The 21,785-nt window shown below is 69.5% G+C and carries 21 protein-coding genes; 5 read left to right on the top strand and 16 right to left on the bottom strand.

The features are described 5' to 3' along the window. Positions 1–25: 25 nt before the first annotated feature. Positions 26–373, top strand: coding sequence for a hypothetical protein (locus IM689_RS03375; RefSeq protein ID WP_047311801.1), 348 nt, complete (start codon positions 26–28; stop codon positions 371–373). A gap of 189 nt (positions 374–562) precedes the next feature. On the opposite strand, the gene IM689_RS03370 is transcribed toward IM689_RS03375, so the two are convergent. Both IM689_RS03370 and IM689_RS03365 read right to left on the bottom strand, forming a co-directional pair. Next, positions 563–1,249 (bottom strand): LuxR C-terminal-related transcriptional regulator, encoded by a 687-nt coding sequence (locus tag IM689_RS03370; protein ID WP_193642901.1) that lies wholly within the window; start codon positions 1,247–1,249, stop codon positions 563–565. Further along, positions 1,246–2,469, bottom strand: a complete 1,224-nt coding sequence (locus tag IM689_RS03365; protein ID WP_193642900.1) for an ATP-binding protein — start codon at positions 2,467–2,469, stop codon at positions 1,246–1,248. Before IM689_RS03365 ends, IM689_RS03370 begins: the two co-directional genes overlap by 4 nt. A gap of 125 nt (positions 2,470–2,594) precedes the next feature. Between IM689_RS03365 and IM689_RS03360 the strand changes: the two genes are divergently transcribed. Both IM689_RS03360 and IM689_RS03355 read left to right on the top strand, forming a co-directional pair. Continuing rightward, the gene (locus IM689_RS03360) at positions 2,595–4,001 is read left to right on the top strand and encodes a PspC domain-containing protein (protein WP_193642899.1); all 1,407 of its coding nucleotides are present in this window, start codon (positions 2,595–2,597) and stop codon (positions 3,999–4,001) included. A gap of 67 nt (positions 4,002–4,068) precedes the next feature. Beyond that, a complete protein-coding gene (locus IM689_RS03355) occupies positions 4,069–4,374 on the top strand; it encodes a hypothetical protein (protein WP_193642898.1) in 306 nt (101 codons plus the stop codon). Here IM689_RS03355 and IM689_RS03350 read toward each other — a convergent pair. The 3 genes from IM689_RS03350 to IM689_RS03340 form a co-directional block, all read right to left on the bottom strand. Beyond that, complete coding sequence (locus IM689_RS03350) at positions 4,356–4,526, bottom strand: hypothetical protein (RefSeq protein WP_193642897.1); 171 nt, start codon at positions 4,524–4,526, stop codon at positions 4,356–4,358. The genes IM689_RS03355 and IM689_RS03350 overlap by 19 nt on opposite strands. Before the next feature lie 204 nt (positions 4,527–4,730). Continuing rightward, positions 4,731–5,288, bottom strand: a complete 558-nt coding sequence (locus IM689_RS03345; RefSeq protein WP_193642896.1) for an NUDIX hydrolase — start codon at positions 5,286–5,288, stop codon at positions 4,731–4,733. 146 nt (positions 5,289–5,434) lie between these two features. After that, positions 5,435–6,553, bottom strand: coding sequence for a glycosyltransferase family 4 protein (locus IM689_RS03340; RefSeq protein ID WP_193642895.1), 1,119 nt, complete (start codon positions 6,551–6,553; stop codon positions 5,435–5,437). A 35-nt stretch (positions 6,554–6,588) separates the two neighbouring features. Between IM689_RS03340 and IM689_RS03335 the strand changes: the two genes are divergently transcribed. Beyond that, positions 6,589–7,467: a PIG-L deacetylase family protein gene (locus IM689_RS03335; RefSeq protein ID WP_227484453.1), complete on the top strand. Its 879-nt coding sequence runs from the start codon at positions 6,589–6,591 to the stop codon at positions 7,465–7,467. A gap of 2 nt (positions 7,468–7,469) precedes the next feature. Beyond that, positions 7,470–8,588: a lysylphosphatidylglycerol synthase transmembrane domain-containing protein gene (locus tag IM689_RS03330; RefSeq protein WP_319803787.1), complete on the top strand. Its 1,119-nt coding sequence runs from the start codon at positions 7,470–7,472 to the stop codon at positions 8,586–8,588. Positions 8,589–8,675: 87 nt separating this feature from the next. On the opposite strand, the gene IM689_RS03325 is transcribed toward IM689_RS03330, so the two are convergent. The 11 genes from IM689_RS03325 to guaB form a co-directional block, all read right to left on the bottom strand. Next, complete coding sequence (locus IM689_RS03325; RefSeq protein WP_406565486.1) at positions 8,676–9,500, bottom strand: type 1 glutamine amidotransferase; 825 nt, start codon at positions 9,498–9,500, stop codon at positions 8,676–8,678. Next, positions 9,497–10,816 (bottom strand): MurT ligase domain-containing protein, encoded by a 1,320-nt coding sequence (locus tag IM689_RS03320; RefSeq protein ID WP_193642893.1) that lies wholly within the window; start codon positions 10,814–10,816, stop codon positions 9,497–9,499. Before IM689_RS03320 ends, IM689_RS03325 begins: the two co-directional genes overlap by 4 nt. A gap of 9 nt (positions 10,817–10,825) precedes the next feature. Continuing rightward, positions 10,826–11,677, bottom strand: a complete 852-nt coding sequence (locus IM689_RS03315) for a hypothetical protein (RefSeq protein ID WP_193642892.1) — start codon at positions 11,675–11,677, stop codon at positions 10,826–10,828. 8 nt (positions 11,678–11,685) lie between these two features. Then, the gene (locus IM689_RS03310; RefSeq protein WP_193642891.1) at positions 11,686–12,591 is read right to left on the bottom strand and encodes a phosphatase PAP2 family protein; all 906 of its coding nucleotides are present in this window, start codon (positions 12,589–12,591) and stop codon (positions 11,686–11,688) included. A 10-nt stretch (positions 12,592–12,601) separates the two neighbouring features. Beyond that, positions 12,602–14,179 (bottom strand): glutamine-hydrolyzing GMP synthase, encoded by a 1,578-nt coding sequence (gene guaA / locus IM689_RS03305; RefSeq protein WP_193642890.1) that lies wholly within the window; start codon positions 14,177–14,179, stop codon positions 12,602–12,604. A gap of 49 nt (positions 14,180–14,228) precedes the next feature. Continuing rightward, the gene (locus IM689_RS03300) at positions 14,229–14,585 is read right to left on the bottom strand and encodes a DUF3817 domain-containing protein (RefSeq protein WP_193642889.1); all 357 of its coding nucleotides are present in this window, start codon (positions 14,583–14,585) and stop codon (positions 14,229–14,231) included. Next, on the bottom strand, positions 14,582–15,433 hold the full coding sequence (locus tag IM689_RS03295) for an SURF1 family protein (RefSeq protein WP_193642888.1): 852 nt from the start codon (positions 15,431–15,433) through the stop codon (positions 14,582–14,584). Before IM689_RS03295 ends, IM689_RS03300 begins: the two co-directional genes overlap by 4 nt. A gap of 30 nt (positions 15,434–15,463) precedes the next feature. Next, positions 15,464–17,185: a GMC family oxidoreductase gene (locus tag IM689_RS03290; protein ID WP_193642887.1), complete on the bottom strand. Its 1,722-nt coding sequence runs from the start codon at positions 17,183–17,185 to the stop codon at positions 15,464–15,466. Next, entirely contained in the window at positions 17,182–18,756 is a 1,575-nt protein-coding gene (locus IM689_RS03285) for a succinic semialdehyde dehydrogenase (protein ID WP_193642886.1), read from the bottom strand. Before IM689_RS03285 ends, IM689_RS03290 begins: the two co-directional genes overlap by 4 nt. Before the next feature lie 138 nt (positions 18,757–18,894). Then, complete coding sequence (locus IM689_RS03280; RefSeq protein ID WP_193642885.1) at positions 18,895–20,016, bottom strand: GuaB3 family IMP dehydrogenase-related protein; 1,122 nt, start codon at positions 20,014–20,016, stop codon at positions 18,895–18,897. Positions 20,017–20,201: 185 nt separating this feature from the next. Next, the gene (gene guaB / locus IM689_RS03275) at positions 20,202–21,725 is read right to left on the bottom strand and encodes an IMP dehydrogenase (protein WP_193642884.1); all 1,524 of its coding nucleotides are present in this window, start codon (positions 21,723–21,725) and stop codon (positions 20,202–20,204) included. Positions 21,726–21,785: the final 60 nt, after the last annotated feature.

Genomic DNA, 21,785 nt, shown 5'->3' with positions numbered 1-21,785 from the left:
TGCAGCGAGCACCTACCCTGGAGTCATGACGACTCTGCAGAACGTGCTCCTGTTCGCCCACCTGCTCGGCATGGCCGCGATCATCGGTGGGTACGCCGCCGTCGCCAAGGCACCGCGTGCCGTGCCCGCGATGGTGTGGGGCGCCCGCGCGCAGCTGCTCATCGGCCTCGCGATGGTGGGTGTGGCCTCATCGCAGAGCTGGGAGCTCAACCACGTCTGGGTGGCGGTCAAGCTCCTCATCGCCTTCGTCGTCGTGGGCCTGCTCGAGGTGGCCCAGTCGAAGGAGAAGAAGAACGAAGTGGCTGCTCCGCTCGTCACCGGTGCCGCGGTGCTGGCCGTCGTCAACGTTGCCGTGGCCGTCTTCTGGCACTGATCGACTCGCTCGCACGAGAGGTGCTCCCCGGTTCGCCGGGGAGCACCTCTCGTCGTCGGGGGCCCGGACGCGATCAGTGACTCGTGTGGTGCGTTCAGGCCCTCGCGCCACTTCGCGTTCCGAACCCGCCCCGTTGAGGTGCCGACGTGCCCTCACGCCACCTTCGGCCCCGACGGCAGAGGCTTTTTTTCAGAGCAGGCGGCGCGCCATCGCCCACGACGTGAGCTCGTGCCGGTTTGACAACTGGAGCTTGCGCAGGACGTTGCTCACATGGGTCTCGACGGTCTTGACGGAGATGAACAGCTCCTTCGCGACCTCCTTGTACTGATACCCCCGCGCGATGAGGCGCATCACTTCGCGCTCACGGGCCGAGAGCTTGTCGAGCTCCTCGTCGACCTCGGCCACCTCCCCTGCTGCGGCGCCGAACGCGTCGAGGACGAATCCGGCCAGCCGCGGCGAGAACACGGCGTCACCCGCGGCGACACGCTCCAGGGCGCGCAGCAGGTCGTCGGGTGAGATCGTCTTCGTCACGTAACCGCGAGCGCCCGCGCGGATGACGGCGACGACGTCCTCCGCCGCGTCCGAGACCGACAGCGCGAGCATCCGCACCGGCTCCCCCGCGATCGACTCGACGCCCGCACACGCGCGGGCCACGTCGGCTCCGCCACGTCCGTCACCGCCGGGCAGGTGCACGTCGAGCAGGACGACGTCGGGGCGCTCGCGGGTGATGACCTCGACCGCCTCCTCGACGCTGCCCGCTTCACCGACGAACTCCACGGGCGTGCCCGCCGACGCGGCGTCGAGCAGTTCGGCGCGCACGCCGGCGCGAAACATCCGGTGGTCGTCGACGAGGACGACGCGCAACGCTGCAGTCATGACCTTTCCTCCAGGGGCATCGCGAGTGAGACTTCGAGACCGTCGTCGAGACGACGGATGCGGGCGCTGCCGCCGTGACGTTCCATGCGCCCGACGATCGACTCCCGCACGCCGGCGCGGTCCTCCGCGACGGCGTCGGGATCGAAGCCCTCGCCGTGGTCGCGGACGAACACCTCGGCCACGTCGGCGTTGAACTCGGCGTAGACGGAGACGGGCGGCGCACCGTGCTTGGCCGCGTTCGTCGTCGCCTCCCGTACCGCGCTCACGAGTGCTTCGATCCGCGGGGTCACGGGTGCCTGCCCGGTGACGATGACGTCGACCGGCACGGCGAAGCCGTCCTCGACCGCGTGGACGACGCCGCGCAGCAGTTCCGGCGCGTCGGCCACCTCGGGGGCGTTCTCGTCGTCGGCGAAGAGCCACGAGCGCAGGTCGCGCTCCTGGGTGCGGGCGAGCTGGGCGATCTCCGGTTCGTTCGTGCGGCGCTGGATGAGCGCGAGCGTCTGCAGGACGGAGTCGTGCAGGTGCGAGGCGACGTCGGCTCGGGCGTCAGCCATGGCCTTCTCGGCCTGGTCGCGACGCATGTCGTCCCACAGGCGCAGCCCGAACGGCGCGAGCACAGCGGCCAGCCCGCCGAGCAGAACGACGAGGGCGATACCCACGTCACGCAGACCGGCGAAGCCACGACCCGTCGCGGCCGCCGTGACGAGACCGACGAGCACAAGAAACGCACCGAAACTCAGGCGCAGCAATGACTCTCGTCGACCGAAGTCACTGCTCACCCAGGCTCGTCGGTCGCGGTCGGCCAGGCGTGACCACGCAATGACGAGGCCCGCCGACGACACGAGCAACGGAATGCCGAGCTGAACGCTGACGCCCGAGGTGTCGGCCAGCAGTGCGCCGACGAGCGTGACGATGAGGAATCCGGACGCGAGCAGCAGGCGCGGACGCGGCGTCCGACCGGCCTGCTCGTCGCGCGGCATCGAGAACCACAGGAAGAGGTAGACCGGCAGCCCCACCCACACGAGCGACGTGACAATGACGACGCCCCGCACGGCCCACGCCGAGACGCCGAGGTGGCGTGCGATACCGGCGCAGACACCGCCAAGCCAGCCTGCTCGCGGCAGGCGCTCGAGCGGAGGCCGTTGGTTGACGTCCGGCCAGTGCGCAGGCAGCACGCGTTCGGCCCCCGAGGGGGCCGAGGTGCTCTGCTGCGTCGTCATGACTCCATGGTGTCGCACGCGCGAGCGTGAGCGCCCCTTTCCCGGGGTCGCCTCGGGGAAGTTCAGGGTCGCGTCAGGGTTGCTCCCCCTGCCGGTGGACCGCGAGTACGCGGCAGGCTGGGAGCATGAACGAGACGGCCACCCCGAATCCGCGGGAAGACGAGCGCACCGGGAGCAGTGCGCGCGGCGCGACAAGCGCCACGACGGGAGCGGGCTTCGACCGCTTCATCGAGACGTTGCGCGACATCGACCTGCGTCGCGACACCGACGGCGGGTGGCTCGGCGGTGTCTGCGCCGGCGTCGGGCTGCGACTCGGCGTCGCGCCGTTGCTCGTGCGCGCGGTGGCCATCCTGCTCGTGCTGTCAGGTGTCGGCCTGGTGGTCTACCTCCTGGCGTGGAGTCTCGTGCCCGACCTCGCCGACCGCGTCGTGCTCGACGAGGCCCGCCGCGGCGACAGCGGTATGCCGATGGTCGTCCTCGTGATCACCGCGCTGGCGCTCATCGTCACGATGCCGTGGGGCTTCGGTTTCGAGTTCCTCGGCAACACCGGCCCCGTGATCTCCCTCGTTGCACTCGGGGCCCTGGCGTTCGTCGTCGTTCGTCGCGGCCGCAAGGACGAACCTCTCCCCCATGACGCGACTTACTCGCCGACGCCCGCACCCGGCGGGAGCAACACCGTGGCAGAACCACCCGTGACGGGCTACGGATTCGACGACGCCACCTCGAGCTCGGTGCCGTTCATCGACGAGCGCCGAAGCGCCCGGGAGCAGTTCCGGGCGGCTCGGGCTCACCACCAGCAGAACAACCTCGCCGCCCAGGAGGCCCGCCGCGCGCGCAACGCCGAACGCCGCGCCCGCGGGCGCCGCACCCGGTTGCCGTTCGCCGCTTTCCTCCTGCTCGCCGGCCTTGCCGTCGTCCCGCCGGCACTCGGCCTCGTCGGCGGCGTGACGACCGGCGGCGAAACGGCATTGCCCTGGTTGGTGTTCGGGAGCCTTGCCGTCGTCAGCCTGGGGGCCCTCTTCTTCGCGCTGCGCGGCTACCGCGTCGGTGTGTTGAGCCTGCTCGTCGTGCCGCTCATCGCCGTCAGCATCACCTTCGCGTCGTTGCACGCGGCCGGCTACTCGAGCCGCACGAGCTCCCTGTCCGCCCAGCCGACGACGTTGGCCGCCACGCAGTCGTACGACGCCGGAATGGGCACGAGCACGATCGATCTCACCCGCGTCGATGTCGCGACAATGCCCGAGGTCGTCGACGTCAACGCCCGCCTCACCGCCGGGCGCCTGCGCGTCGAGGTGCCGCGCGGCGTCAAGGTCGAACTCACCTCTGTGACGCGCCTCGGGTACATCAGCGCCACCGACGGCGCCGGCCAGGTGTTCTACGAGGCAGGCGGTTCGAGCGGCACGGAGCCGACCCGTACGACTCTCGGGTCGGGCAACAAGACGATCCGTCTGAAGACCGACGTCGGAATCGGCGACGTGTTCGTCCATGTGCGCAGCCAGGCACCGTCGAAGACCCCCGGGTCGAGCTCGTGAACGGCGAATCGACCCCCGACGCGGCACCGATGACCAACCCCACCTCACGAGAGCAGGCGAACGAGCGATGACGAGTTACGACGACTTCAGCTACAGCGCGAGCGCCCCTACGCAGGCCTGGTCGTACGAGCAGGGGGCCACACCCGCACCGGCGAGCGCACAGGAGCGACGCGACGACGAACGTCGTGAAGCCACCATCGTCGGGGCCGTCCTCGCCACGATCGGACTCGTCACAGCCGTGCTCTGCGCGCTCGCGTACGGTGACGTCATCAGCCTGGACTCGGGCTACACGGTGCCCGGCATCCTGCTCGGCATCGGCGCCACGGCCGTCGTGGCCGGTGCGCTGGGGCTCGTCTACGGGCGCCGACGCTGATTCGTGTCCTGGATACGACGCTGGTTCCATCGACGCACACGATGCCGGACGAACAGCACCATGAGCACCGCCACGGCTGCGGCCATGGCGTCCGCCAGCCAGAACCATCGCGTGTCCACGAGGTTCGCCACCCGATATTCGGGGTCCGCCACCGTGGCAGCGTTCGGCGCCCCAGGGACGTAACGCACTTCGAGAGGCGGATAGGCGCGGGTACCCAGCATCGGAGGTTGCAGGCCACCCCGTGTGTACCAATGGCGGGTGGAATCAGGCCGGAACCCAGAGCAGGCAGATCGTCAGGAGCACGAAGGCGAGCCACCCGTAGACGGTGCGAGCCCTCACCCGGCCGCCAGTCGCACTCATGGCATATCCGCGAAGGCCCGCACCGCATCGAGGGCCCACGAGGCCATGCCGCCCTCGGGGTAACCGGGCGCTTCGGGGTCGACGGCGTCGGCGATCGAGAACCACGCCGCGCTCTCGGTCGAACCACCGACGTCGTGGACAACGGGTTCGGACGGCTGCGAACAGGACGCGGTGAACAGCAGGCGCACCGCGTGGAAGTCCTCCACGACGTCACCGCGCCCGATACCCACCCGATGCGAGGACGAGACGTCGACGAGCTCACCGAGCTCCACGTCCTGCCCGGCTTCCTCCCAGACCTCCCTCACGACGGCTTCCGCCGGGTGCTCCCCCGCGTCGACACCGCCACCCGGCAGGATCCACAGACCCGGTCGTCCGGTGGTCTGGGACAGGCGGGTGAGCAGCACGCCACGTTCGCTCGTGACGACCGCGTAGGCGGCGAGGCGCTGCCGCACGAGGTCCGCCTTCTCCGTGGCATGCACACAGGGTGTGCGGGACGAGGCCGGCAGCGACGTCACCTCGTACGCGAGGACGGCGTCGTCGGCGTCGCTCGTCACGTGGGGCAGCCTGGAGGCCCGGAATCCAGCCTCGCGCAACTGGCGCCGGGGCGCGACGCCCTGGCGCAGCCTTTCCCGGAACACCTCCCGAGTGCCACCCGCGTCATCCGAGGTGAGTCCGACGACGGTGATGCCCGCCCCGACGTTCATCGTCGCCTCTGCAGGTCGGCGGCCCGCGCGTACTCGTCCTCGGCGAGGCGTACGACCTCGGGCCACGCCTGCTTCGGGCGCACGGTGCGGTTCGTGTGGGCCATCGACTCGCGCAGGTCCCGATCGAGTGCGAGCCGGGTGAGGCCCGCGACCAGCCCCTCGTCACCGTCGACGAGCAGGCCGTTCACCTCGTTCTCGACGAACTCGCACACGCCGCTGCTCGTGGGCGCGAGCACCGGCAGACCCGCCGAGCGCGCTTCGAGAGCCGCGATGCCGAACGCCTCGAGGCGCGCAGGCGCAACGTAGAGGTCGGAATCGAGGTAGCGCTCGTGCAGTTGCGCACGCGTCATGCGCCCCGGCAGCGACACCCACTCGTGCGCGTCGGCGAGGTCGACAGCGCGTACGAGCTTCGCGCGCAGCTCCCCCTCGCCGGCGATCTCGAGACGCACGTTCGGCGCTTCGCGGTGCACGGCCTTCATCACCTTGAAGAACTCGAGAGGGCGCTTGCGCCGCGCCAGACGCATCGCCGAGATGACACGCACCTCGTCACCGATCCGCGGGCCACCGGGGGTCCAGACGTCCGTGTCGATGCCGTTGGGCAGGACGACGACCTCGTGACCGGCGCCGGCCATCGACGCCACCGGCCGCGCGGCCACCCGCGACACCGCCGAGAGCGCCGCGCCGTCGGCGGCCCACCGCTTGATGAAGCCCAGCGGACGCAGCAACGGTCCCGCCCAGCTCATGACCGAGTGCCACGTGACCGCGGTCGGGATGCCCATGCCGAGCGTCATCCGGACCGCGTCCATCGAGAAGGGGCTGATGACGCCGATGTGGGCGTGGACGACGTCGAATCCGCCGTTCGTGATGGCGACGCGCAACTGCGAGATGGCCATCGGGTTGAGCGCGACGTCGTACGGCAGACCGAGCGCGAAACGGTGGACGTGGATGCCGTCGATGATCTCCAGGCCGCTGTACTGCTCCGCGTGCGCCGGCGTCACCGTGTAGGCGACGACCTCGTGGCCCTGGGCGACGAGGCGCTGCGCGAGATCGTGCACCTGCACCTCGATACCGCCCAAGCGAGGCAGGTAACAGTCCGACACCAGCGCGATCTTCACGGATGGAAGTCTGTCATGCGCGAGGATGGCACACGATGACCACGCCAGATGCCATGTCCCCCGATGCCATGCCGCGCACGCTTGTCGCCTTCCACGCTCACCCCGACGACGAGGCGCTGCTCACCTCGGGCACGATGGCGAAGGCTGCCGCAGAGGGACACCGCGTCGTCCTCGTCGTCGCCACCGACGGCGCCCTCGGCCTCGCCGACTCCGGCTACGGCGGCCCCGACGAACTCGCCGCCCAACGCTGGAACGAACTCCTCGAGAGCGCCCGCGCACTGGGCGTCGCGCGCGTCGAGACGCTCGGCCACGCCGACTCCGGCATGGGTCCCGAAACCTTCCCCGACCCGCCCGGTAAGCGCCGTTTCATCACGGTCGACGTCGACGAAGCGGCCGAGGCGCTCGCCGAGATTCTGCGCGAGGAGGACGCCGACGTCCTGCTCTCCTACGACGAGAACGGCGGCTACGGCCACCGGGATCACGTGCGTGTGCACGAGGTAGGTGCCCGCGCCGCCGAGCTCGCCGGAACGCCACGCGTCCTCGAAGCCACCGTTCCGCGCGACCTGCTCGTCCGGGCTCTGCACCTCGTCGCGCGCTTCTATCGTTTCCCCGACGACTTCGACATGGCCTCGTTCGAGCGCGCCTACAGCGCCCGGCGTGACATCACCCACCGCATCTCGGTGGGACGCTTCGCCGCGCAGAAGCGTGCCTCGATGCGCGCCCACGCTTCGCAGGCCAGCGCCGACGGCGACGCCGACCGAACTCTGGCGGCATTCCTGAGAATTCCCCGACCGCTCTACGACGTAGTCTTCTGTCGGGAATGGTTCCGCGACCCGCTCCACAAGGGCCCGGTCGCGCGTGACATCTTCGGGGACTTGCCACCGCGCGCCGCCCGAACGGACACGAAGGAGTGAGTGTGGGGCGTCAACCTGCCGCGACCGACGCCGAAGGGCGCGCAACGCAGGAAGCCGACCCCAGGGCGTTTCCGAAGGCCACCGGCAAGCAGCTGCTGCAGGCCGTGTTCGGCCTCGCGCTCGCCGCGGCGATCCTCGTCTTCGGTCTGCCGTGGTTCGGTCAGACGACGTGGACCGAGATCGGCACTCACCTCGATCGACTCGGGTGGGTCAACGGCCTCGAACTCTTCGGTCTCGTCGTCCTGGGCCTGTGGCTCTACACCTTCACCCTGACGGGTTCGCTGCCCGGCTTGGGCCACGTCAAGGCGCTCATCGTCAACGTCTCCGGCTCTGCAGCGGGCAACCTGCTGCCGGGCGGCGGCGCCGCCGGGGTGGCCGCGACCTACCTCATGCTGCGTTCGTGGGGCTTCGCACGCGCTGCGATCTCGACATCGGTCATCGTCTCGGGCGTCTGGAACGTCGTCGCCCGCATGGCGATGCCGCTGCTCGGCGTGGCCCTGCTCTCCTCCACGGACGCACTGCCCAAGGGCGTGCGCCGCGGGGCGTTCACGGGAGGCATCGTCGGGCTCGTCATCATCGCCGTGTTCGTGGCCATTCTCATCTCGCCGCACAAGACCGAGCGCTTCGGCGCGTGGGTGCACCGCCGCTTCGGCGGACGCGTCAGCGCCTGGCGAGAACAGCGCGGCAAGTCGCGCGTCGACCTGCGTCACGTGCTCGTCGACCAGCGGCGCCGCCTCGCCACGGTGACGGCCACCGGGTGGTTCCCCATGACGGTCGGCGTCGTCGGGTTCCTCGGCGTCTACTTCCTTCTCTTCTGGCGAACGATGGAGGTCGTCGGCGTCGACCTCTCGCTCGGCAAGCTCTTCGCCGCCTACGCCGTCGGACGCCTCCTCACCGCGGTGGGCGTGACGCCGGGTGGACTCGGTATCACCGAAGCCGGCACGCTCGCCGTCATGGTGGCCTGGGGCGCCGACAAGCCCGCCGCCGCTGCCGGCGTGCTCGTCTTCGCAATTTTCACGCACCTGCTCGAGGTACCGCTCGGCGCCATGGGTTGGCTCGCCTGGTTCGTCATGCCCAAGGTGCCCCTGACGCCCGACGGCGCGCCCGGCGCCCGCGCGTAGTCACCACACGCCGTCAGAACGCGACGAAGCCCCGTCACCGCACGTGTGCGGCGACGGGGCTTCGTCCCTGAGATCAGCGAGTGCCGGTCAGCTCTTCGTAAGGCGGCGAACCTGACGCTCGCGGGCCTGGTCGGCGAACCGGTCGTCGATCTCACCCGGTTCGAACGGCTGGGCGAGCGCCTTCTCGACGGCGCGGGCAATGAGCCAGTCCGCGAGGTGCGGGTTGGCCGGCAGGATCGGGCCGTGCAGGTAGGAGCCGACGACGTTGTTCGTGCGGGCGCCCTCGTGGCCGTCCTCGCCGTTGTTGCCGAAGCCGGAGCGTACGGAGCCGAACGCCGCCTGCCCCTCCCCCAGCACCGTCGAACCGGAGTGGTTCTCGTAGCCGACGACGTCGCCGAACTCGGTGGAGAGCACGACGGGGCCGATCATGCGCTTCTCGTTGCCGCGCGTCGTGACGTCGAGGATGCCGAGGCCCGGCAGCGTCTTGCCGTCGACCGTGATGAAGGCCTTGCCGAAGAGCTGGTACATGCCGCAGATCATGAGCATCGGCACGCCGTCCTCGGCGAGCTCCTTGAGCTTCGGGCCGATCTTCTCGAGGTCGGCCTCGACACGCACCTGCCCGGAATCCTGGCCACCGCCGCCGACGACGAGGTGCGCGTCGTCGGGGAACTCGTCGCCCGGGTTGTGGCTGATGACGTTCGGCTCGTACCCGTGCCAGCGCAGGCGCGCCTCGAGGCATCGCGTGTTGCCCAGGTCGCCGTAGATCGACATCTCACGCGGGTACAGGTGAACGACGGTGACGCGTCCCTTGCTCGGCCCGGTCGGGTCGCCGAGCGTCGTCGGGACGACGTCCATGGCGGCGAGGTCGTCGTTGACGACGGGCTCGACGTTCTCGGGAGTGGGCTGGCTCATTCGGGGGCGTCCTCTCCGATGTCGGGCAGGTCGTAGCGCTCGGCGAGCGTGCGGCGTAGCGCCATCATCGCCGTGTAGGTGCAGAAGATGCGCTTCGGCTCGTTCGGGTGCTCGGCGAGGAACGTGTCGAGCGCGGACGTGAGTTCGGGCTCGACGTGACGCACCTCGACGCCGTCGTAGGCGAGGCGCAACGCCATGTCGTAGGCGCGGACGCCGGAGGTGAGCTCGACGCCGCGCTCACGCAGGGAGGCGAAGTTGACGTCGTACAGCCACGACACATCGCGGCCGTCGGCGTAGTTGTCGTTGATGGCCACCATGCTCGCCACCGGGCGTCCGCCGTACGTCGAGAGGGCCACGGTGAATCCGGCCGGGTTCTTCACGAGCACGAGCTCGAGTTCCTGACCGTCGACGTCGATGACCTCGCCGCGACCGAACGGCGGCTGCACCGCTTCGAGGGCGCTGACGGCGGTGGCCGGCAGGAAGTCGTCGCCGAGCAGCCGACGCGCCATCGACGTGGCCGCCGTGGCGTTGATCATGGCCGCGAGACCGTGCTGACGCATCTGCATCGGCCCGACGTTGGCGCTGCCGTCGGCGCGGTCGGCGAACGTGACGAGGAACTTGCGATCGTCGATCGGCAGAAGGAGTCCGTCACCGGAGCTCACGAGCGGCTGGACGAAGTCGTCGTCGCTGCGCACGTCCTGTTCCATGAGCTCACCGAGGCGCTCCGCGATCGTCTCGTCGACCCCGAAGTAGGAGACTTCGACGTTCGGCTTCAGCGCGCTCTCGATGCGCGCGACGAACGAGTCGTCACGGTTGAGCACGACGCCCTCGGTGGTCTGCTCGGCAAGCTGACGTAGGAGCTTCGCGGTGTAGTCGATCTCGGCGAAACGGTCGAGCTGGTCTCGTGCCACGTTGAGCAGCAGCGCGTGCGTCGGCTTGACCACCTTGGCGAAGTGCAGGGCGTGCGCCTCGTCGAGTTCGAGCACGGCGATGTCGGCGTCGATGGTGCCGCGCAGCGACACCTCACCGAGCACCGAGGAGATGACGCCGCGCGTGAAGTTCGAGCCCGTGGGGTTGGTGAAGACCTTGAGACCGTGCGCGCGAAGGAGCGCGACGAGCATCTTCGTCGTCGTGGTCTTGCCGTTCGTGCCGGTGACGACGACGACACCCTTCGGGAGGTTCGCGAGAGCCGTGGCGAGGAACTTCGGGTCGACCTTCTCAACGACGAGACCGGGCAGGGCGCTACCGCCACCGCGCAGTCTCGTTGCGACGCGAGCCGACTTCCCGGCGAGCACAGCTGCTGTAGTTCGAAGCACCCGCCCAGCCTAGTGGAGGCGACTGACAGGGCTTTCGTCGACGCGCGCGGCGAACCACACGAGCAGCCCCGCCGCGAGGGCGAAGCCCCATCGCACGGCCAAGCCGCCGACAAGGGCAGCGACGTTCTCGCCGACGAGCGCCGAACCCCACCCCTGGTAGAGCACGACGCAGCCGGCTGCGCCGCACAGCACGGCCCCGAGAGCATCGGTCGACGGGCTGTAGCCGAAGCCACCCCGAAACGCGTGCGCCCGGTTGCCCTCGGCCTCGCTGACGGCCGGTGCGATCGCGCCCGTCCTGGCGAAAGGACGAGCGACCGCCGTCACGGCCGTGACGAGGGCGAGGGACGCGAGCACGTCGCCCGGGCGGTGCCACTGCGCGACGACGATGCCGAGCGACCCGGCCGTCGCAACGGCACCGGCTCCACACAGGACCGCGAGGCGATGCCGGGCGGGTGCGATCCAGATCCAGGCCACACAGGCGCCGAGCACGAGGGCCGCATGCCCGCTGGGGAGCGTCGCGGACTCCTGTCCGAGCACGGGCACGAGGAGACGCCCCAGCACCTGCGCCCCCACGCCGCTGACAACGAGGACGAACGCCCCTGCGAGTGCTCGGCGCCGCAGCGAGTGGCGCATCAGTGCGACCGCGAGCGCCACGAGCGTCAGCGCAACGAACGGCAGATAGGCACGCGTCACGAGGCCGGAGGCGGGCCAGATCAGACCGCCGTCAGGGCGATCGGCTTCACCGAGCCAGTGCGTGGTGGCCGCAGCCAGGCGCTTGCCGGCCGCCGTGGCGCGCAGCGCGATGAGGGCCACGAGAACGAGCAGGCTCCCCGCCAGGACGAGTGGCTCGATTCGCTTCACCGGGTCCCTCATCCGAGGTTGTCGTCCGCCGCAGCGCTCACCCATGCGACGACGAACGCCGCGAGCAACCCGGTGACTCCGAGGGCGACGATCGCCTCGGCCAGCTTGAGGTCGGCGTCGAGCGGCCGCACTCCGAGCCCGACGAAGATGAGCCCCGCCGTCATGCTCCCGACGACGCCTGAGGCAGGGCGCAGCGCGTACTTCGCGTCGCGGGTGTGGCGCCGCAACTGGAGTTTGAGCACGAGACCGATCGCTCCGGCCGACCACAGGAGGCATACGAGGAAGGCCGCCCACACGTCGGCCGGGCGGTGCCAGTGCCCGACGATCGTTCCGGCGCCGACGAACGTGGCTCCGAAGGCGGCGAAGGGCACGAGCCACCGTCTGGCCCCGGACGGCGCGACGAGGATCGCCGCGAGGCTGAGGCTCATCGCAACGGTCGAGTGTCCGCTCGGTAGGGAGTTATCCCACAGGTGCGGGCTCGTGGGCCAGTACGCCTTGAACAGTTGCGTCGTGACGTTCGCTCCCCCGACCACGAGGATCGCGGCCAGCGCGAGACCCGCTCGTTGCCGCGCGAGCGCGATGACGACGAAGCCGGCGAGCAGCGTCGCGACCGAGCCGATCGTGATGTAGGTGAGCGGATCGACGATGTGAACCCACGCCCGCGCGCTCGCACCTGTGCTCATCCGCCCACGCTCGTCCCACACCTGGGCGCGCGCGGTACGGGTGAAGACCCACAGGACGAGGACGAACGACGCCAGTGAGGCGAACGTCATCGTCCGCACGGAGCAGACGAAGCGGCGGACGGGTTCGGTGAGGTCGCTGGGTTCACCGACCGGGGTCGCCCCGTGGCACGCCGACGGCGCGACCACGTGGGCCGCGCCGTCGGCGTCGGGAGCGGGCTGCTGCTCGCTCATCGGTGGGCGCTCACTCCCACTCGATGGTGCCCGGGGGCTTGCTCGTCACGTCGAGCACGACGCGGTTGACGTCGGAGACCTCGTTCGTGATGCGGTTCGAGATCGTGGCCAGGACGTCGTAGGGCAGGCGCGTCCAGTCGGCCGTCATGGCGTCCTCGCTGGAGACGGGGCGCAGCACGATGGGGTGACCGTAGGTGCGGCCGTCACCCTGCACACCGACCGAGCGCACGTCGGCCAGAAGGACGACGGGGCACTGCCAGATGTCGCGGTCGAGGCCCGCGGCCGTGAGCTCCTCGCGGGTAATCTTGTCGGCCGCGCGCAGGATCTCGAGACGCTCGGCCGTCACCTCGCCGATGATGCGGATGCCGAGGCCGGGGCCGGGGAACGGCTGGCGCCAGACGATGGAATCGGGCACACCGAGTTCGAGGCCGACCTGGCGCACCTCGTCCTTGAAGAGGGCGCGCAGCGGTTCGACGAGCTTGAACTGCAGGTCGTCGGGCAGACCGCCGACGTTGTGGTGGCTCTTGATGTTGGCCGCGCCGGTGCCGCCGCCGGATTCGACGACGTCGGGGTAGAGCGTGCCCTGAACGAGGAACTCGACGGGGTGTTCGCTGTCCGATTCGGCACCGACGATGTCGCGCGCCGCCTGCTCGAAGACGCGGATGAACTCGCGGCCGATGATCTTGCGCTTCGTCTCGGGATCGGACTGGCCGGCCAGCGCCTCGAGGAACCGCTCGGAGGCGTCGACGACGACGAGGTCGACACCGGTAGCGGCGACGAAGTCCTCCTTGACCTGCTCGGCCTCACCGGCGCGCAGCAGGCCGTGGTCAACGAAGACACACGTGAGCCGGTCGCCGATGGCCTTCTGCACCATGGCCGCGGCGACGGACGAGTCGACACCACCGGAGAGACCACAGATGGCGCGGCCCTCACCGATCTGCTCGCGCACCTGGGCGACGAGTTCCTCGGCCATGTTGGCGGGCGTCCACTCGGCCTTGAGGCCGGCGCCGTTGAGCAGGAAGTTGCGCAGCACTTCCTGGCCGTGCGTGGAGTGGAGCACCTCCGGGTGCCACTGCACGCCGAAGAGCCTGCGCTCGGCGTCCTCGAACGCGGCGACGGGGGCGCCGGGCGTGCGAGCGCACACCGTCATGCCCGTGGGGGCCTCGCTCACGCCGTCACCGTGCGACATCCACACAGCCTGCTCGGCGGGCTGACCGTCGAAGAGGATCGAGTCGGTGTGGGTGATCGTGGCCATCGTGTGACCGTACTCGCGGCCACCGGTGTGGGCGACGGTTCCGCCGAGGGCGTGCGCCATGGCCTGGAAGCCATAGCAGATACCGAAGACCGGCACGCCCGCTTCGAGCAGCGCCACGTCGAGCGACGGAGCACCGTCGGCGTAGACGGACGAGGGCCCGCCCGACAGCACGATGGCGGCGGGGTTCTTTGCCAGCATCTCCTTCGCGCTCATCGTGTGCGGCACGACCTCGGAATAGAGGGCGCACTCGCGCACGCGGCGCGCGATGAGTTGGGCGTACTGGGCGCCGAAATCGACGACGAGTACGGGGTGATCCTGCAGGTTGTCGCTCACGCGTTCATCCTATCCGTCGCCACCGACAGGCCTTCCGGCCGTCGGCCCGTCAGCGGCCCGCGAGGTCGGCCTCGACCTCGCGGCTCATCTTGCGCTCGACCCAGAACGACAGGAACGGCACGCACCCGGCGAGGATGACGAGGACCATCTTGCCGAGACCCCAGCGCATCTTGAACCCGAGGTTCGCCGTCGCCGCGACGTAGACGAGGAAGAGCAGGCCGTGCGGCTGCGGCCACCACGCGAGCGCGTCGTTGTGGAACCGGTAGTACAGCACCATCTCGAGCACGAGCACGAGCAGGCCGATGCCGACGATGAACGCGGCGATCTTGAAGAACTTCAGGGCCGAGCGGGCCTGGTTCACGTCGATCGTGGGCTTACCTGCAGCAGCGGGCTTCTGGTCGGTCATCGGTCGTCCTCTCGCTCGCCCGTAGGGGGCGTCGTCACGTCGGAAGGGGAGTCGTCTTCGCTGGGAGTTGTGTGATGCTGCTCGTTGTTCTCGTCAACACGGCTCTCGTCGGCGGCGATCTCGAGGTGGTGCTCGTCGCGCACGAGCTTGACCCACATGAAGACCGCGAAGACGGCGAACACCCACCACTGGATGGCATAGGCTGCGTTGCGCCACTCGATGTGCGTCGTGCGCGGCACGGGCGGCGGGATGTGCTCTGGGGTGGTTTCCCCCGCCTTCACCCGCGTCGCGGGCTGTTGGTCCGTGGAGAAGATGAAGGCGTTGTAGACGCGACCGTCCCACTTGTTGAGCAGCAGACCCATGTCGATCGTGCCGATCTGGCCGGGCGGAAGAGCGTCCATCGTCGACACCGACTCACCGGGCGCCAGCGCGCCCTCGACGGTCACGGTGCCCGACGGCGGTTTCGGGATGTTCGTCGTCTTGTCGACGAAGCCGCGCACGATGGGCAGCCGTGCTCCGGTGCTGTCGACGACGAGGGGTGTCATGACCCACCAGCCGTGCTTGCCCTCGAGCACACGGCCCGCGACGAGCTCGGTCTTGCTCGCGTCGTAACGGCCCGTGACGGTGATGGGCTGCAACGACGTCGAGTTGTCGAACGGCGTCTGCGGCTTGATCACCGCGTCGAGCGGCTCACGCGTGCGCTGCGAAGCCTCTTCGAGCACCTTCTGGTTGGCCTCGTTGTTGGCCGTCCCCCACTGCCACTTGCCGAGCCAGATGAACGCGGCAACGAGCACGAGCATGAGCGAGAACAGCCGCACGAAACGGGGTTTCATCGCGGTCTGGAGCACCCCACCAGGGTACGCGCCGACGCGCGGTGCCTACGTCGCGGGTGTCCGTGCCACCGTCGGCATGCCGAGGACTACGGGCTGGCCGGGCACCCGGTTCGGCTCGCGTTCGAGCCGGACGTACGCCTCGCCCTGAGCCGGACGCTCGTCGCGCTCGCCCTTGGCCGGCCACAGCGAAAAGGCACGCTCGGCCTGAGCCGTGATGGTGAGCGACGGGTTGACGCCGAGGTTCGCGGAGACGGCCGTACCGTCGACGATCGACATCGTGGGGTAGCCGTGCACGCGCTGGTAGGCGTCGATGACGCCGGTCTCCGGGCCGTCGCTGATCGGGGCGCCGCCGAGGAAGTGCGCCGTCATGGGCACGTCGAACAGTTCGTTCCACGTGCCACCCGCGATGGCCTCCTTGCCGCTGACCCGCTCGAGACGGTCCGCCATGCCGCGGACGGCCTTGTGGCCGCCAGGGATCCACGTCGGGTTCGGCTCACCGTGGCCCTGACGGGAGGTGAGCTTCCACCCGCGGCGCGTCTTCTTCGGGGAGACGATGAGCGAGTTGTCGACCGTCTGCATGACGAGCGCGATGATGGTGCGCTCGCTCCAGCCCTTGGGGACGACGGCCTTCGTGAGCATGACCGGGCGGCGCGCGAACTGCTTGACGAACTCGACGACGCGGTTGCCCACGTCACCGGGAATGAGCAGCGTGGAGAACAGGCCCATGGCGTTCGAGCCGCGCCCGTAGCGCACGTTCTCGACGTGGGTGGTTTCGTCGACGTGGAAGCTCGACGTGATGGCCACGCCGTGTGTGAGGTCGACGCCCTCGGGCAGCTGCGTGGCGGCGGCACCGCCGAGCTCCTCGGAGTTGGTGCGGGTGAGGTGACCAAGCGTGCGCGACAGGCGCGGAAGCTTGCCGTCGGCCTGCAGCGAGTGCAGGAGGCTCTGCGTGCCCCACGTGCCGGCTGCCATGACGACGTGCTGCGCCGTCACCGTGCGACGGTTCTTGCGCACCCAGGCGCCGGTGGCCTCCGTCGTGATGCGCCAGCCCTCATCACCGTTCGGGCCGAGCGGCTCGAGGTCGACGACGGTACGCATCGGCTCGATGCGCGCACCGGAACGTTCGGCGAGGGGCAGGTAGTTCTTCGCGAGGGTGTTCTTTGCACCGACGCGGCAGCCGACCATGCAGTTGCCGCACTCGGTGCAGCCGGTGCGCTCCGGGCCCTCTCCCCCGAAGTACGGGTCGGCGACACGCTTTCCGGACTCCCCGAAGAACACGCCGACGGGCGTCTTGCGGAACGTCTCGCTCACGCCGAGGTCTGCGGCGACATCGCGCATGAGCTGCTCGACCGGCCCCTCGCACGGGTTGGACTCGACGACGCCGAGCATCTTCTTCGCCGTCTCGTAGTGCGGCATGAGTTCTGCGGACCAGTCGGTAATGTGCGACCACTGCTTGTCGGCGAAGAACGGCTGCGGCGGCACGTAGAGCGTGTTGGCGTAGTTGAGGCTCCCGCCGCCCACACCGGCCCCGGCGAGGATGACGGCGTCAGGGATCTTGTGGATGCGCTGCACGCCGTAGCACTTGAGCGCTGGCGCCCACAGGTAGTTGCGCACGTCCCAGCTCGAGGTGGCGAAGTCCTCGTCCTCACGGCGCGGGCCGGCCTCGTAGACGAGGACGTCGTAGTTCTTCTCGGCCAACCGCAGGGCGGCGACGGAGCCGCCGAACCCCGAGCCGATGACGACGACGTCGTGATCGAAGCCGCTCATGCGACACCTCCTCGCTTCATGAGGCGCATGCCCACCGTCATCACCTTGGCAAACTGCTTCTGCGACATGCCCTTCGGCACCCCGAAGCCCTGGACGTGCTGCACCGTGACGTTCTGGATGTCGGTGTACTTGCGGATGCCCTCGGCCCCGTGACGGCGGCCGACGCCGGAGGACTTCATGCCGCCCATCGGTGCCCCGTTGCTCGCGTACGCGGAGGCGTAGCCCTCGTTGACGTTGACGGTGCCGGACTGGATACGGGCGGCGATGGCGCGGCCACGCTTGACGTCCTTGGTCCAGACGGACGCGTTGAGGCCGTACTCGCTGTCGTTGGCGAAGGCGACGGCCTCGTCGTCGTTCGCGACCCGGTAGACCGACACGAGCGGGCCGAAGGTCTCGTCGCGTCGGCAGCTCATGCCTTCGGCAACGCCGTCGAGCACGGTGGGTTCGTAGACGAAGGGCCCGACGTCGGGGCGCGCCTTGCCGCCCGCGAGCACCGTGGCGCCCTTGGAGACAGCATCCGCGACGTGCTCCTCGACGCGCTCCAACTGCTGCGCGGAGATGAGGCTGCCCATGTCGGCTCCCCAGCCCACCTCGGTGCTGAGCTTCATCGCCTTGACGCGGGCGAGGAACAGGCGCAGGAACTCGTCAGCGATGGCCTCGTGGAGCACGAGGCGCTCGATCGAGATGCACAGCTGGCCCGCGCTGGAGAACACCGCGCGCTGGGCGCCCTCGGCGGCGCGCTTGAGGTCGGCGTCCTCGGCGACGTACATCGCGTTCTTCCCGCCGAGCTCGAGCGACGCCCCGACGAGGCGTTCACCGGCGTCGCGTGCGACCTGACGCCCGACGTTCGTCGAGCCCGTGTACATGACGTAGTCCGCGCGCTCGAGGACCGCGCCGCCGACGGTGGGGCCGTCGCCCAGAACGATCTGGAGGAGCCCCTCGGGCAGACCGGCCTCGTCGATGAGCTCGACGATCTTGAGGCAGGTGAGAGACGCCTTCTCGTCAGGACGAAGGACGACGGCGTTGCCGGCAGCAAGGGCGGGCAGGGCGTCGGTGATCGTCATCGACAGCGGGTAGTTCCACGGCGCGACGACGCCGACGACGCCCTTGGGGCGGTAGCCCGTGCGGGCCTGCGTCAGCACCGGCATGGCGCCCGCACCCTTGCGCTCGGCGAGATAGCTCGGTGCCTTCTTCGCGTAGTGGCGGCACACACCGGCGGTGTCGAGAATCTCCTCGAACGCCTGGATGCGGGCCTTGCCCGAGTCGAGCTGGATGAGGTCGAGCATCTCGCTCTGGTGCTCGAGCACGAGGTCGTGCAGGCGTTCCAGGAACTCCACGCGCTCCTTGACGGGCGTGGCGGCCCACGCGGTCTGAGCCGCACGCGCCGCCTCGTAGGCGCGCTCGACGTCGGCGACGCTCGACTCGGGCAGCGACGCGACAACCTCACCGGTGAGAGGCGTCGTGCGCTCACGCTGGGGCGCGTCGGCGGCAGCAGTGACGCGGTGGCTCATGCGCTTCGCCACGTCCTGCGCAACGCGGACGGCGGGCGAAGAGGCGGTCTGAGAAGTCATGGATCCACCCTAGGACGGGCCACCGACAACGTCCTTACTTTGAAGTAAGTAAGTGGCAGTCGTCCCAGGATGCGAGGAACCGCGAGCATGACGGAGGGGCTCGACCTGCCGGTCCAGCCCCTCCGTCGTGAGTGTGCCTCAGGAACGCTGGTACGGCGCGACGACGACCTCGACGCGCTGGAACTCCTTGAGGTCGGAGTAGCCGGTGGTGGCCATGGCGCGCTTGAGGGCACCGACGATGTTGGTGGTGCCGTCGGCGCCGCGGCCGGGGCCGTTGAGGATCTCCTCGAGGCTCGCCACTGTGCCCACCTCGACGCGCTCACCGCGCGGCAGCTGGCTGTGGTGCGCCTCGGGGCCCCAGTGGAATCCGCGACCGGGCGCCTCGGTGGCGCGAGCCAGCGCGGCGCCGAGCATGACGGCGTCCGCACCGCAGGCGACGGCCTTGACGATGTCACCGGAGGTGCCGACACCGCCGTCGGCGATGACGTGGACGTAGCGGCCACCGGACTCGTCGAGGTAGTCGCGACGGGCTGCGGCGACGTCGGAGAGGGCCGTGGCCATGGGCGCGTGGATGCCGAGCGTGCGACGCGTCGTGTGGGCAGCGCCGCCACCGAAGCCGACGAGCACGCCGGCCGCACCGGTGCGCATGAGATGCAGCGCTGCGGTGTACGTGCCCGCGCCACCGACGATGACGGGAACGTCGAGTTCGTAGATGAAGCGCTTGAGGTTGAGCGGCTCGGCGTCGCCGGAGACGTGCTCGGCGGAGACCGTGGTACCGCGGATGACGAAGACGTCGACTCCGGCTTCGACGACGGTGCGCCAGTGCTCCTGGGTGCGCTGCGGCGTGAGCGCGCCGGCGACAGTGACGCCAGCGTCACGGATCTGCTTGAGGCGGTCGCGAATGAGCTCGGGCTTGATCGGCTCGTCGTAGATCTCGCGCATGCGGGCGACTGCTTCGGCCGGGTCGACCGTGGCGATGGAGGCGAGTTGCGTCTCCGGGTCCTCGTAGCGCGTCCACAGGCCCTCGAGGTCGAGCACGGGCAGACCGCCGAGGCGGCCGAACTCGATGGCGGTGGCGGGCGACATCACGGAGTCCATCGGCGCTGCCATGACGGGCAGGTCGAAGTGGTAGGCGTCGATCTGCCACGACGTCGACACCTCGCGGGGGTCACGCGTGCGGCGCGACGGCACGACGGCGATGTCGTCGAGTGAATACGCGCGGCGGCCGCGCTTGCCCTTGCCGATCTCGATCTCAGTCACCCACCCAGCCTACCTGCGGGCGCCCGCTTCCCCACAAGCGCGGAATGTCGCGCAAGTGGGGAGCAACCGCGCGCCTGTCTCCACATTCGTGCGACATCTCGCGCATGTGGGAAAACCCGCCTCAACACACGAGCGCCTCACCTTCGTCGTGAAGGTGAGGCGCTCGAAAGCGGGACGAGACGTCGTCAGCGGATCGAGTAGTTCGGCGCTTCGACGATGCCCTGGACGTCGTGGGGGTGCGACTCCTTGAGGCCGGCCGCGGTGATGCGGACGAACTGGCCGCGCTCCTGCAGCTCCGGGATCGTGGCACCGCCGACGTAGAACATCGACTGGTGAAGGCCGCCGACGAGCTGACGCACCGCGTTGCTCACCGGGCCCTTGTACGACACGCGACCCTCGATGCCCTCGGGCACGAGCTGGTCGTCGCTGATGACGTCGGCCTGGAAGTAGCGGTCCTTGGAGTACGACTTCTTGCCGCGCGAGCTCATCGCACCGAGCGAACCCATGCCGCGGTAGGCCTTGAACTGCTTGCCGTTGATGAGCACGACCTCGCCCGGCGACTCCTCCGTACCGGCGAGCAGCGAGCCGACCATGACGCAGGACGCACCGGCGACGAGGGCCTTGGCGATGTCACCGGAGTACTGCAGGCCGCCGTCACCGATGACCGGCACACCGGCGGGGCCGCAGGCCTGGGCGGCCTCGTGGATCGCGGTGACCTGCGGAACACCGACACCCGCGACGATGCGCGTCGTGCAGATCGAGCCCGGCCCGACGCCCACTTTGACGGCGTCGACACCGGCGTCGACGAGCGCCTGGGCACCCGCGCGGGTGGCAACGTTGCCGCCGATGATCTGGACGTTCTTCGTGGCCGGGTCGGCCTTGAGCTTGCGGATCATGTCGAGCAGGAGGCGCGCGTGGCCGTGCGCCGTGTCGACGACGAGCACGTCGACGCCGGCGTCGATGAGCGTCGTCGCGCGCTCCCACGCCTCACCGAAGTACCCGACGGCGGCACCGACCATGAGGCGACCGTCGGCGTCCTTCGAGGCGTTCGGGAACTGCTCGGACTTCACGAAGTCCTTGACCGTGATGAGCGCGGCGAGGCGACCGTCGCGATCGACGAGCGGCAGACGCTCACGCTTGTGCTGACGCAGCAGCGCCGTGGCGTCCTCGTTCGAGATGTCGACGGGCGCGGTGATGAGCTGCGTCGTCATGACGTCGCGCACCTTCGTGCCGGCCCACTCGGCGACGGGCGTGAAGCGCAGGTCGCGGTTGGTGATGATGCCGATGAGCTTGTTGTCGCCCTCGACGACCGGCAGACCGGAGACGCGGTACTCGCCGCAGATGGCGTCGAGCTCTTCGAGCGTGGCGTCGGGGCCGATCGTCACGGGGTTGGTGATACGGCCCGTCTGAGTGCGCTTGACGAGGTCGACCTGGTAGGCCTGATCCTCGATCGACAGGTTGCGGTGCAGCACGCCCATGCCGCCCTCGCGGGCCATGGCGATGGCCATGCGCGCTTCGGTGACGGTGTCCATCGCTGCAGAGACGAGAGGGATGTTGAGCTTGATCTCGCGCGTCAACTGCGCGGTGGTGTCGACCTCCGAGGGGATGACATCGGTCTCCCCGGGAAGGAGAAGGACGTCGTCGTAGGTGAGGCCGAGCGTCGCGAATTTCGGGGGGATCTCAGTGCCGTTGTCAGAGCCGAAAGCCATTCACCGATTCTAGGTCACGCGCACGCGTGCCCAGCGCCGCGCGCTCAGCGTTGTGCGCAT

This window comes from Dermacoccus barathri, from assembly GCF_015070805.1.
Taxonomy (GTDB): domain Bacteria; phylum Actinomycetota; class Actinomycetes; order Actinomycetales; family Dermatophilaceae; genus Dermacoccus; species Dermacoccus abyssi.
This window is presented reverse-complemented; position numbering and strand designations above follow the sequence as displayed.